General features: G+C 71.2%; 11 protein-coding genes and 2 pseudogenes. 8 read left to right on the top strand and 5 right to left on the bottom strand.

Annotated elements, in window-relative coordinates:
- Positions 1-43: 43 nt before the first annotated feature.
- The gene (locus tag ACFZAM_RS21330) at positions 44-937 is read right to left on the bottom strand and encodes an oxygenase MpaB family protein (RefSeq protein ID WP_391048192.1); all 894 of its coding nucleotides are present in this window, start codon (positions 935-937) and stop codon (positions 44-46) included.
- Between the two features lie 150 nt (positions 938-1,087).
- Here ACFZAM_RS21330 and ACFZAM_RS21335 point away from each other — a divergent pair, with 150 nt between their 5' ends.
- The 4 genes and pseudogenes from ACFZAM_RS21335 to ACFZAM_RS21350 form a co-directional block, all read left to right on the top strand.
- Positions 1,088-1,450: a metalloregulator ArsR/SmtB family transcription factor gene (locus tag ACFZAM_RS21335; protein WP_391048195.1), complete on the top strand. Its 363-nt coding sequence runs from the start codon at positions 1,088-1,090 to the stop codon at positions 1,448-1,450.
- Entirely contained in the window at positions 1,434-1,946 is a 513-nt protein-coding gene (locus ACFZAM_RS21340; RefSeq protein WP_391048197.1) for an SRPBCC domain-containing protein, read from the top strand. The genes ACFZAM_RS21335 and ACFZAM_RS21340 overlap by 17 nt, the downstream gene beginning before the upstream one ends.
- Positions 1,946-2,611 (top strand): dihydrofolate reductase family protein, encoded by a 666-nt coding sequence (locus ACFZAM_RS21345; protein ID WP_391048199.1) that lies wholly within the window; start codon positions 1,946-1,948, stop codon positions 2,609-2,611. Before ACFZAM_RS21340 ends, ACFZAM_RS21345 begins: the two co-directional genes overlap by 1 nt.
- 201 nt (positions 2,612-2,812) lie before the next feature.
- Positions 2,813-3,697: pseudogene (locus ACFZAM_RS21350) on the top strand (MFS transporter); the annotation flags it as partial.
- 128 nt (positions 3,698-3,825) lie between these two features.
- On the opposite strand, the gene ACFZAM_RS21355 reads toward ACFZAM_RS21350, so the two are convergent.
- Positions 3,826-4,896: a WYL domain-containing protein gene (locus tag ACFZAM_RS21355; protein WP_391048201.1), complete on the bottom strand. Its 1,071-nt coding sequence runs from the start codon at positions 4,894-4,896 to the stop codon at positions 3,826-3,828.
- 163 nt (positions 4,897-5,059) lie between these two features.
- Between ACFZAM_RS21355 and ACFZAM_RS21360 the strand changes: the two are divergent.
- A pseudogene (locus ACFZAM_RS21360) lies at positions 5,060-5,586 on the top strand (AAA family ATPase).
- A 224-nt stretch (positions 5,587-5,810) separates the two neighbouring features.
- Complete coding sequence (locus tag ACFZAM_RS21365) at positions 5,811-6,041, top strand: acyl-CoA carboxylase subunit epsilon (protein ID WP_355335427.1); 231 nt, start codon at positions 5,811-5,813, stop codon at positions 6,039-6,041.
- Between the two features lie 94 nt (positions 6,042-6,135).
- Here the strand turns inward: ACFZAM_RS21365 and ACFZAM_RS21370 are convergent, their stop codons facing one another.
- The 3 genes from ACFZAM_RS21370 to ACFZAM_RS21380 all read right to left on the bottom strand — a co-directional run bounded on the left by ACFZAM_RS21370 (position 6,136) and on the right by ACFZAM_RS21380 (position 9,352).
- Positions 6,136-6,795 (bottom strand): hypothetical protein, encoded by a 660-nt coding sequence (locus ACFZAM_RS21370; protein ID WP_355335430.1) that lies wholly within the window; start codon positions 6,793-6,795, stop codon positions 6,136-6,138.
- Positions 6,796-6,950: 155 nt separating this feature from the next.
- Positions 6,951-7,808, bottom strand: a complete 858-nt coding sequence (locus ACFZAM_RS21375) for an SDR family NAD(P)-dependent oxidoreductase (RefSeq protein ID WP_391048205.1) — start codon at positions 7,806-7,808, stop codon at positions 6,951-6,953.
- Entirely contained in the window at positions 7,805-9,352 is a 1,548-nt protein-coding gene (locus tag ACFZAM_RS21380) for a DHA2 family efflux MFS transporter permease subunit (RefSeq protein WP_391048207.1), read from the bottom strand. Before ACFZAM_RS21380 ends, ACFZAM_RS21375 begins: the two co-directional genes overlap by 4 nt.
- Before the next feature lie 198 nt (positions 9,353-9,550).
- Between ACFZAM_RS21380 and ACFZAM_RS21385 the strand changes: the two genes are divergently transcribed.
- Positions 9,551-10,294 carry a TetR/AcrR family transcriptional regulator gene (locus ACFZAM_RS21385; RefSeq protein WP_355335438.1) on the top strand — a complete coding sequence of 248 codons (744 nt, stop codon included), beginning with the start codon at positions 9,551-9,553 and terminating at the stop codon, positions 10,292-10,294.
- Between the two features lie 235 nt (positions 10,295-10,529).
- On the top strand, positions 10,530-11,213 hold the full coding sequence (locus ACFZAM_RS21390) for a response regulator transcription factor (RefSeq protein ID WP_355335441.1): 684 nt from the start codon (positions 10,530-10,532) through the stop codon (positions 11,211-11,213).
- The last annotated feature ends 158 nt before the right edge of the window (positions 11,214-11,371 follow it).

The raw sequence follows: 11,371 nt of genomic DNA on the forward strand, positions 1-11,371 counted from the left end.
TCGTGAGGCCCGTACGTCGGCCGCGGTCCGGTCCGCGCCCCCGTCATCCCTGTGGCGCCTGCGCCAGCCGCCCTCGCGCGGCGGCCTGGATCTGGGAGGGCCCGAGCCCCCATTCGATGGTGCGGCCCACGGCCGTCGCGAGGGGCCGGTCCCAGCCGGTGCGGACGGCGACCGGGCGGTGAACGCCCAATTCGGTACGGGCCCAGCCGGGGAGGAGTCCGACCGAGGCGTTCATGAGCCGGCCGACGACCAGCCGCTCCCGTCGTGTGCGTCCGAAGCGGCGCAGGAACCGTACCGAGTCCAACGCGGCTGCGGTGGCGTGGAGTTGGGGGCGCAGGCGGGCCAGGTAGCGCTCGGCTTCGAGGGATGTGCGCGGTATGTTCCGCGCGCCCAACGCCTCGGCCACGGGGGCGGCTTGGCGGTAGTAGGCGTCGCACTCGGCGGGAGTCAGCCGCAGCGGCCGGGGCGCGTAGGTCTGGTGGCCGGCGAGGAAGCTGCGTACCTCGGCGGTGTGCACCCAGGTGAGCAGATCGGGGTCGTCCGCGCGGTACGGGCGGCCGTCGGGGGCGGTGCCGTGCACGCGGGTGTGGATCCGCCGGACGAGGTCGATCACCTCGCGGGCGGCGGCCGAGGAGCCGAAGGTGGTCGTGGTGATGAACCGTACGGTGCCGTTCAGCCGTCCGACCGGATCGGCGCGGAAGTCGGAGTGGTCGTCGACCCCCGCCATGGCCAGCGGATGCAGCGACTGGAGCATGAGCGCGGCGAAACCGCCGGTGAGCATCCCGGTGGCGTGCCCGTGCACCCGCCACACCGGGTCCCCCGGCGCGATCCCGAACAGTCCGGGATCACCGGGCGGCGCCGCGTACCGTCCCAGTTCGAGATCCCCGCCGTGCATGGTCGCGGTGAGTTCCCTCGCGATCCGTTCCCGCAGTCCCACCAGCGCCTCCAGGGGCCGTCTCCCTCCGCCGAGGGTACCGAGCCGCCCGGCGGCGCGGCGGCCAGGACGAGCGGCCCGCACCGAGGGCGCGGAACCTCAGGAGCGGCATGCCGCGGTTGACGCATGCCGATATAGGCATACGATGGAGTCATGGCACGAGCGGCGACGACCTCGGACGCGTTCAACGCGATCGCCGAGCCGCAGCGGCGGGAGATCCTGGCGCTGCTGCGGGGCGGCGAGCGGCCCGTGACCGAGCTGGCGCGGGAGCTGGGGATGACCCAGCCGCAGGCGTCCAAGCACCTGCGGGTGCTCCGCGAGGTCGGGCTGGTGCGGGTCCGCGGCGCGGGCAAGCAGCGGCTCTACGGACTGGACGCCCGCGGGCTGCGGCCGATCCATGAGTGGACGGGCGGCTTCGAGGAGTTCTGGAACGGGACCTTCGACCGGCTGGACACGTACGTACGAGATCTGAAACAGGCAAGGCAGGAGGAACCACCGGATGACGACGGCCAATAGCGGCGGCGAGGCGGCGGCGGACCGCGAGATCGTGGTCTCCCGGACCATCGGCGCCCCACGGGAGCTGGTGTTCGAGGCGTTCACACGGGTCCGGCACCTTTCGCGGTGGTGGGGCCCCGAAGGGTTCACGACCACGACGCGGTCCTTCGACTTCCGCGTCGGCGGGGTCTGGGACTTCGTGATGCACGGGCCGGACGGGACCGACTACCAGGAGTGGATCACCTATACCGAGATCGTCCCGTCGCGGCGGATCGCGCTGCTGCACGGCGAGTCCCGCGACGACCCCCACACCTTCGAGTCGGTCCTGACCTTCGAACCGGCGGACGAGGAGACCCGACTCGTGATGCGCACGGTGTTCCCGACCAGGGAGCTGCGCGACGAGGCGGCGGAGAAGTACCACGCGGTCGAGGGCGGCGAGCAGACGCTGCGCAATCTGGCGGTCTACGTCGCCGAACTCACCGGGAACGGGGCCGCGTCGAAGGGAGCGGACGACTGATGGCAGGCAAGGTGTTCTTCAGTGTGACGATGTCGCTCGACGGCTTCATGGCGCCGGACGCCGTGCCCGTCGAGGACGTCTTCTCGCCCGAAGGCCAGAGCGACCCCGGGGTCCGGCGCTGGATGGCGAAGTGGTCGGAGCTCCAGGCGTGGATCTTCCCGCAGCGGTGGTTCCGCGAGAATCTCAAGCTCGGCGAGGGCGGCGAGGAGGGGATCGACAACGACATCGCCCGGGCGACGTACGAGCGCACCGGCGTGAGCGTCATGGGCAAGCGGATGTTCGACGCCGGAGAGCTGGCGTGGCCCCAGGAGGCGCCGTTCCACACCCCGGTGTTCGTCGTGACCCACGTCGAGCGTGACCCGTGGGAGCGGCCGGGCGGCACGACCTTCCACTTCGTCAACGACGGCATCTCCAGCGCGCTCGACCGGGCCCGCGAGGCCGCGGGCGACCGCGACATCCGTATCTCCGGCGGCGCCGAGACGATCCAGCAGTACCTGGACGCCGGCCTGGTCGACGAGTTCTCGATCACCCTCGCGCCCGTGCTGTTCGGCACCGGCATCCGCCTGTTCGAGCGCGTGGACCCCGACCGTCTCGCCCTCGACCAGACCCGCACGGACGCGTCGTCCCGGGTGACCCACCTGACCTACACCGTCAAGCGGCGGTAGCGGGCGGCCCGGCCGCTCGGGGGCGGTGCGAAGACGTCACCGGGCGGAGAGACTTCACTGACACAGGATGTCAGCGAAGCGCCGGACAGTGGTGCCATGATCCTCAGTCGGCACTCCCGGCGGGCCGAGCGGCTGCTCGTACCCGCTGCCTTCGCCACCGCTCTCGGCAACAACGTCCAGCTCATCGTCGGTGCGCTGCTCATGATCAGGGAACAGCGCACCATGATGGCCGTCGGCTGGCTCTTCATCGCCGTCGCCGGGCCGCAGGCGTTGCTGTCACCCTTCTTCGGGCGGCTGGCGGACCGCTTCGACCGGCGGGCCCTGTGGATCGGCTGCGATCTCTCCAGTGCGGCGCTGGCCCTGGCCCTGCCGCTCTGGCTGGTCTGCGGCGGCTCTCCGGGAGCCGGGATCTACGGCGCCAACCTGGCGCTCGCCGTGGTCGGCGCGCTGTTCTTCCCCGCCAGCTCCGCGCTGATCAAGGAACGGGTCCCGGCGGACCGGCTGCGGCGGTTCAACGCCCGCTACGAGATGGGGACCCAGGCGGGGATGCTGCTGTCGGCGACGGTCGGCGGGCTGTCCGTCCAGGCGTTCGGCGCCGTGCCGCTGCTGGTGTTCAACGCCGGGACCTTCGCCGTCTCGGCGCTGTGCGTGGCCGCGGTGGGGCGTCGCCCGGAACGGGCGCCGACGGCCACCGCCGCCGGGGAGTCGGCGCCGGTGGCGGCGCGTACGCCGACGCGGACACCGATGCGGATGCGGATGCGGCACTTCATCCTGCTCTACGCCCAGGGAAGCGTGGTCGTCACGGTCTTCAACGCCCTGCTGCCCACCGCGGTCATCGGTGAACTCCGCCTGGGGGCGGGGACGTTCGGCGCGGTGGACGCTTTGGGCTGCCTCGGCTTCCTGGCGGCGGCCGGCGCGTACCGGATCGTCAGCAGACGCAGTCCCGACCTCCGCATCGCCGTCGTGGGCTTCCTGCTCTGCGCCGTGGGCCTGGTACTCCAGAGCCAGTTCGGGATCGCCGGCTATCTCGTCGGAGTGCCGGTGGGCGCGTTCTTCTTCGGGCAGGCCCGGATCGCCTCGCGGACCATGCTGATGACCTCGGCCGACGACGCCTCGGTGGGCCGGGTCTTCGGGCTGGCGAACGGCGGCGGGCTGGCGGCCACGGTCGCGGTGATGTTCCTGGTCGGGAAGGTCACCGACAGCACCGACACGCGCTACGGCTTCGGGGTCCTCGCCGCTCTCGCCCTGTTGGCGACCCTGTCCGCCGGAGTGCTGCTGCGCTCGTCGGCCCCCGCCCGGCCGGGCGAGTCCGCCGGCCGGTACCGGTCGAGCACGGCCGCCGCCCGCTCCGCGATCGCGCGGCGCAGCTCCTCGGGGCCGAGCACCTCGATGTCCGGGCCCAGTGACAGCAGTACGGGCACCGCCAGCTCGACCGATTCCAGCGGCACCGTCGCCGTCACCCAGCCGTCCGCGTCCGGCGGCCCCGCCGAGGTCTCCACCGCGCGGACCAGAGCCGCGTCCAGGCGGTCCGGCAGCGCGGACAGCAGCGCGGGAGCGATCCGTACGGAGCCCTGAAGCCGCAGCCTTCGGGCGTCGTAGACGGCGAGGTACTGCTGCCAGTGAGCGGCCAGGTCGAACCCGTCCGGCCGCTCGAAGCCGGTCGTCCCGACGTCCAGGCGGAGGATCGAGGACACCCGGTACGTGCGCACCGCGCCGTCCACCGCGGCGACGAGGTACCAGACCCCCGCCTTGAGGACCAGGCCGTACGGGTCGAGGTCGCGCTCGACCTCTTGCGGCGCGGCCCAGCGGCGGTAGCGCACCCGGATCCGCCGCTGATTCCACACCGCGTCGGCGAGCGGTAGGAGAGCGGACGGGGAGTCCTGTTCCCGGTACCAGCCGAGCGCGTCGAGGTGGAACCGCTCACGGATCCGCCCGGCCCGGTCCCGCAGCGGTGGCGGCAGGGCCGCGGTCAGCTTCAGCTCCGCCGCCGCCAGCACCTCCCCCAGGCCCAAGTCGTCGGCCGCGCCGGGCAGTCCGGCCAGGAACAGCGACTCCGCCTCGTCGACATGCAGCCCGGTCAGCCGGGTCCGGTACCCGCCGAGCAGCTGGTATCCCCCGCCGTGCCCGGCGTCCCCGTACACCGGAATGCCCGCGGCGCTCAGCGAGTCGATGTCCCGGTAGACGGTCCGCACCGAGACGTCCAGCTCCTGCGCCAGCTCACCGGCCGTCAGCCTCCCCCGGTTCTGCAACAGGAGGATGAGCGAGAGGAGCCGGGCGGCGCGCATGGCCCGATCATTCCAGGTCCGGGAGCGGGTGCGCCGGTTCGACGGGGACCGCCCGGGCGGTCGGGGCGGTGAGGGCGGTCAGGCGGTCGGGCGGTCGGGCGGTCGGGCGGTCGGGCGGATAAAGCGGTGGCCGTCCGCCCGGCTCGCCTGCCACGCTCGGGGCGTGACCACGTTGTTCCTGATGGTCGGCCTGCCCGGGGCCGGAAAGACCACGAGGGCCGCCTGCTCGCCGCGGAGCACGGCGCGCTGCGCCTGACACCCGACGAGTGGATGATCCCGCTGTTCGACAGGTCGGACGCGGACGGGAAGCGCGACGTGCTGGAGGGCCGCATGCTCTGGCTCGGCCTGGAGGCGCTCCGGCTCGGCACCGACGTCGTGGTGGACTACGGCTGCTGGTCCCGGGACGAACGGTCCGCGATCCGCTGGCTCACCGAGGCCGAGGACGCCCGCTTCCGCATGGTCTACCTGCCGGTGGACGACGCGACCCAGCGTGCCCGGATCGCCCGGCGCTGGGCGCGCACTCCCGCGGAGACCTTTCCGATGACCGACGCCGACCTCCTGCGCGGTCGAGCCCACTTCGAGGAGCCCGACGCGGCGGAGCGGACAGGCCGCGAGCCCGCCCCCGCCCCACCGCCCGGCTGGACGGACTGGCGCCACTGGGCCGGCCATCGCTGGCCGTCCTTCGCCTGACGCTCCGCCCCTGCGGCGCGGAAGGCGGGCCGGGTCAAGGGGATCTGACATTCGGCTGGCGGTCGCTGAATTCGGCTGGCGAGGACTTGTGGAATCTGACGGAGTCCTGAATCGGGGTGTCTTGAGCGGGGACCGGTTTCCCTGGAACCTTGAGGTTGAGGTGCGGCGCATTTCCGCTGCCGGTGTGGCCTCGACTTTTCCGACCGCGCGAAGAAGGATGTGTGATGACCGACTCGATCGATTCTCGTCAGCTGCGCGTGGTGCGCGGTTGTGCGACTCCAGAGGAACTGGCCGCGCTTGTCGCCGTGCTCTTCGCCCGTACGGCGGCGGGTCCCGATCTGCCGGTGCCGGGGGACGTGGTGTCGGTGCCCGCCGCGCGGTGGCGGCGGTCGGAGCGGGTGCACCTGTTCGACGCGCCTCGCGTCTGGCACGCGTACGCACGCGCGGCCGGATGAGCCGCCGAGGTCCTGCGGATGAGCCGCTGAGGTCCTGAGCCATGAGGAACCGGCCGGCTCCCGCCCCGAGGGCGGGGGCCGGCCGGTGGGGTGTTCAGGCGGTCGGGAGCAGGGTGCTGAAGTGCCGGTAGAGCAGACCGGTGCCGCCGAGGTCCTTCAGGACCGGCTCCCAGACGGCTTCGATGTGGGCGACGGCGTTGGCCTCCGTCACCCATTCGGAGAAGCTGAGGACGCTCGTGCCGTCCACGCTGATGTGCATGTTCGCCGATATCCCGCCGGGGTAGTCGCGGTCCTGGCCCTCGGTGGCCTCCTCGCCGGCGAACAGGGCGTCCACGAAGGCGCGGGCGGCCTGGTCGTTCTCCGCGCCGAAGAAGGCCACGGGGAAGGACTCGGCGACGGGGGCGGGGTCGGCGATGCCGGAGCCGCGGACCGCGCGGTACAGGCGGTAGGGCACGGGCGCCGGGGCGCCGGGGACGGCGGACGCCGTGTCGGAGAGGCTGCCCTCCTCCTTCAGGGACTGCCGCAGCGGCTCCTCCGCGGACCACTGCGCGTAGGTCAGCACCGAGTCGCCTTCGCTGCTCGTGTAGACCGTGAGCGACAGTAGCTCCGGCGGCCACTCGCCGGACCGCCAGTGGGCGACGACGGCTTCCGCGGTCTGCGCCGCCTTTCCGCTCTCCGTCGGGACCGTGCCGACGAGCACGATGTCGCTCTGGGGATTCTCGATGACGGGCCGCGAGGTGGACGCGTGGGACATTCTTCGGCTCCTCGGGAATGAGGTGGCTCCACGAAAGGCGCGGGCCACGGCGTGGTACGGAACATTCTCCGACCAGCGGTGACCCGCGCCCAGGAATCCCGGCTCAGGATTGTGAAAAGAACATCAATTCCGCTTGTGACACCTTCTGGAGACCGTCAATTCCCGCCGGGACCGCCGGTCCGCCCCCGGTGCTCCTCCAGGATCCGCTCGGTGGCCGCGTCGAGGCGTTCGGCCGCGTCCGGCGCGAAGGACCGGTCCTTCACCCCGATCCGAAGCCCCTCGACGAACGCGCTCAACGGCTCGGCGGGAGGGGCGTCGATGGCGTCGACGATCGGCGGGAGGGCGGCCTCCACCGGCTTGGCGAACGACTGCATCGACAGGATCTGACGCAGCGTCACATCATCGTACTCGCCGGAGAAGCTCGTCGCGGTGACGCCCGGGTGGATCAGGACGTAGCGGATGCCGCTGTCCCCGTACCGCTCGGCGAAGGTGACGCCGAGCAGGTCGTTGAGCTTTCCGCCCTGACCGAGCGCGGCGCCGCCGTGGTAACCGTGGCGCAGCTCCAGGTCGTCCCAGCGGACAACGCTCAGACTCGCACCGGGACCGGCCACGTTGACCACCACGGGCCGTTCGGCGGCGGACAGCGTGTCGACCAGGCCGTGTCCGAGCAGGTAGCGGCTGAGGTAGAACAGCGCGAAGTTCTCCTCGATGCCGTCGGCCGTGAGGGCGCGCTCGGTGCGGTAGTGGCGGGCGCACAGGACCAGGGCGTCGATCGTCGGGAACCGCGCGCGCAGCTTCTTGAGGACCCGTTCGTTCTCGCCCAGCAGGCTGAGGTCGGCAGGGATGAAGAAGGCCCGGTCCTGGGCGCCGACTGTCGCGGCGCTCTCCAGGAACGCCTTCCCCTTCACCTCGCTGCGGCCGATGACGACGACGGTGTCGCCGTTGCCGAGCCGGGTGGCCGCCAGCGCCTTTCCGATGCCGTCGGTGCCACCGGCGATCACAATGGTCTTCACAGGGTGTCCCCTTGGGCGGCCAGGGAGGCGGGAGCCTCCGCGGAGCGGATGTCGGAGCCGACCGCGGAGTCGGCATGGGAGTGGACGTCGGCGGTGACGTCGGAGTTCACGTCGGCGTGCTGTTCCTGCGGCGTACCGCCGTCGGATTCCTGCGGCTTGGGACGGCCCGGCAGTTGGGTCGCGGCGATCAGGGCGAGGACGAGCGCGCCGGTCACGCCCCAGTATGCGTGCCGGAAGCCGCCGAGGGCGTCGCCGCTGCCCGCGCTCTGGACGAGCAGTGCCACCAGCGCGATGCCGATCGCGGCGCCGAGTTGGTTGAGCATGTACAGCACGGTGCTGCCCTGAGGCACCAGATGCGGCGGGAGCGTGCGGTAGAGGGAGGCGATGGTGGGCGCGCCCACGCTGCCGAGGCCGAGGCCGATCGTGAACGCCACCACGGCCGTCCAGACTTGGGACGTGTCCGCGCTGAGCTGGGTGAAGGCCAGCGCGCTCAGCGTGGCGACCGCGCCGCCGCACATCACCAGGGTCCGTGAGCCGACCTTGTCGGACAGCCGTCCGGTCAGCGGCATCGACAGGGCCGACCCCACACCGAGCGGAGCGAGCAGCAGCGCGGACGCGAAGGTGTCGTGGCCGCGTACCTGCTGGTAATACAGCGGCAGCGCGAACAGGCTGGCGAAGGTGGCCAGACCGACCAGGGCGCCGACGGTGACGCTGGCGGAGAAGCTGCGCGAGGCGAACAGCCGCAGGTCGATGAGCGGTTGCGTGGTGCGCTCGCGGAGCGCGTGGACGGCGTAGGCGCCGAGCAGCACGACCGCGGCGACCAGCGGGACGAGCACCTGCCAGGCGGAGAACTCGGTCCGCTCGGCGTACTGCGACAAGGTCAGCACGGCGGCGGCGACGCCCGGGCCGATCAGCGCGACGCCGACGGTGTCGAGTTTGCTCACCGGCTGCTCGCCGGTCGGCTTGTCGTCCGGAATCACCCGCAGGGCGAGCACCAGCGCGAGCAGGCCGATCGGGACGTTGACCAGGAACATCCAGCGCCAGGACACGCCTTGCAGGATGAATCCGCCGATCACCGGGCCGAACACCGGGCCGCTGGAGCCGACGACGCCCATGAGGCCCATGACCCGTCCGATCCGGCTGGGTCCGGCCGAACGGGCCAGCAGGGTCAGCATCAGCGGGTCGAGCAGACCCGCGCCGAGTCCCTGGAGCACGCGGAAGGCGATCAGGCTGCCGATGTTCCACGCGAGTCCGGAACTGATGGAACCGGCGAGGAAGATCACCAGGCCGAGCAGCCACAGCCGCCGGCCGCCGAACCTGTCGACGGCCCAGGTGGTGACCGGGATGCTCACGGTCAGGGCGAGCAGATAGCTCGTGGACACCCAACTGACCGCGCTGAGTGAGGTGTCGAAGTCCTTGACCAGGGTGTCCGCTGCGACGGCGATCATCGAGCCGTCGAGGATCCCCATGATCCCGCCTAACAGGATCACTCCGATCAGTCGCCGCAGCGCGGGGTCAAGGCCCTCGTTCGACGGATGCGCCATGAGTCTCTCCGGTGGCGTGAAGTGGCATGAGGTGGCGTGAGGTGGCCGCGCGTCAGATGGCGGCACGTCAGATGACAGCGAGCCAAATTGCACTCGCCAGTGCAGATTAGGGCACCACTCAGGACGCTGACAACGTCGGTGGGCAACAAACTGCACCGGCTGGTGTAACTCAACGCCCGTATCGGGTACGCTGCGAGGGTGGGCGGAACTGCGACATCGGCATCAGGCAACCGAACGGCCTCGCGAGGCCGCATCGACAAGCGTCAGGCGATCCTCGACGCGGCCTTCGCCGTGTTCGCCAAGCGGGGGTACGCCGGTGCGTGCATGGAGGAGATCGCCGAAGTTGCGGGCGTCGCCAAGCACACCGTCTACAACCACCTCGGCGACAAGGAGAACCTCTTCCACGCCGCGATGGAGGCGACGGGGAACGCGGTGATGGACGGAAACCTCGCCCTGGCCGAGCAGTTGACGGTCGAGGGCGGCGCGAACGGCCGAAACGGCGAGGCCGACGAGGAGAGCGGGGACGGCGAGGGCTCCGACCCGGTCAGGTCCCGCTTGGAGGAGGTCGGATACCGCATGCTGCTCCAGTGTTGCGACCCCCGCTCCTGGGCGCTGCGCCGACTGCTGCACGCGGAGATCACCCGCTTCCCCGGACTGCTCGAAGTCGTCTGGGGGCGCGGCGCCGACCGGCTCCGGCAGACCCTCGCCGACCGGATGGCCCGGCTCTCCCTGGCCGGTCTGCTGCGCCCCTGCGACCCCGTCGAGGCCGCGGAGCAGTTCCTCGCTCTGCTCACGGGCCCCATGGAGGCGCGGTCCCAACTCGGCACCCGACCCGTACCGGACACCGAACTCCACACCGTGGCCGACGCCGCGGTCGACACTTTCCTGCGCGCGTTCCGAGATGTCCAGCAGAACCGCTCCCTGCCGGTGACCGCTCCCTGACCTCTGACGATTCGACACGGTTTACCGCGCCTTCCCGCGAACGGATATCTCCGAAGCGGATCCGCGAAGTCCGTGTGTCCTCGCATGAACTCCCTGGCTCGAATCGATGAGAACGGTTTGAGAATCCGCGCCGCGGATCAGCACTAGATGGATGTGTCCACCTAACAGCTATGCAGGCAATGGAGCTTGCGGCCGTGAATCCACCTTCGGTCCGTACAACTCCAAGGGAGATACCGTGCGCATACTCGTTGTGGAGGCGCAGGAGCACGAAGCCGCGGCCCTGGCCCGCAATCTGGAGCGGTACGGCCATGAGGTGACGACCGTGGATTCCGGAACCGCGGCTCTGGAGACCTTCCGGCAGGCGAACTTCGTCCTGCTCGACCTCGATCTCCCGGACATCGACGGCCTGGCCGTCTGCCGCAGCATGCGGGAGACGGGTGACATCCCCGTCATCGCGTTCGCCAGCGGCGGCACCGAGCTGGACCGGGTCCTGGGACTGCGGGCGGGCGCCGACGACTGCATCGACAAGCCGTACGAGATCCGCGAGTTGGCGGCCCGCATGGAGGCCGTCATGCGGCGGCGGGAGCCGCGCCGACCGGTCGTCACCCCCAAGACGACGGTGTCGATCGGCGGTCTGCGGATCGACGCGGCCTCGCGCAAGGTGCAGGTGCACGAGAAGCCGGTGAAGCTGACCCGCAAGGAGTTCGACCTGCTGTACTACCTCGCGCGGCACCCCGAGATGGTCGTGACCCGGCAGCGGCTGCTCGCGGAGATATGGGAGATCCCGACGGTGCTCGCGGTCGGCTACCAGGCCAGCCGCACGGTGGACACCCATGTCAACTCGCTGCGCAACAAGTTGGGCCGGAGCAGTTGGATCGTCACCGTCCGCGGGGTCGGATTCCGGGTCGGCCTCGGCTGATCCGGCCCCCGGACCCGCACGGCACGGGAAAAGGAAGCGGAAGCGGGGGGGGGGGGGGGGGGCCCCCCCCCCCCGCCCCCCCCCCCCCCCCCCGCCCGCCGCCCCGGGGGGGGACAGGCAACCCCACATTTGGTGATTGGCCGGGCCGGCCATCACGT

This window comes from Streptomyces sp. NPDC008079, assembly GCF_042957385.1.
Taxonomy (GTDB): domain Bacteria; phylum Actinomycetota; class Actinomycetes; order Streptomycetales; family Streptomycetaceae; genus Actinacidiphila.

What these genes read in the sequence shown, in the direction of transcription:
- ACFZAM_RS21370 (WP_355335430.1), bottom strand. Translation starts at nt 6,795, where the DNA reads ATGTCCCACGCGTCCACCTCGCGGCCCGTCATCGAGAATCCCCAGAGC.
- ACFZAM_RS21345 (WP_391048199.1), top strand. Translation starts at nt 1,946, where the DNA reads ATGGCAGGCAAGGTGTTCTTCAGTGTGACGATGTCGCTCGACGGCTTC.
- ACFZAM_RS21340 (WP_391048197.1), top strand. Translation starts at nt 1,434, where the DNA reads ATGACGACGGCCAATAGCGGCGGCGAGGCGGCGGCGGACCGCGAGATC.
- ACFZAM_RS21335 (WP_391048195.1), top strand. Translation starts at nt 1,088, where the DNA reads ATGGCACGAGCGGCGACGACCTCGGACGCGTTCAACGCGATCGCCGAG.
- ACFZAM_RS21365 (WP_355335427.1), top strand. Translation starts at nt 5,811, where the DNA reads ATGACCGACTCGATCGATTCTCGTCAGCTGCGCGTGGTGCGCGGTTGT.
- ACFZAM_RS21380 (WP_391048207.1), bottom strand. Translation starts at nt 9,352, where the DNA reads ATGGCGCATCCGTCGAACGAGGGCCTTGACCCCGCGCTGCGGCGACTG.
- ACFZAM_RS21355 (WP_391048201.1), bottom strand. Translation starts at nt 4,896, where the DNA reads ATGCGCGCCGCCCGGCTCCTCTCGCTCATCCTCCTGTTGCAGAACCGG.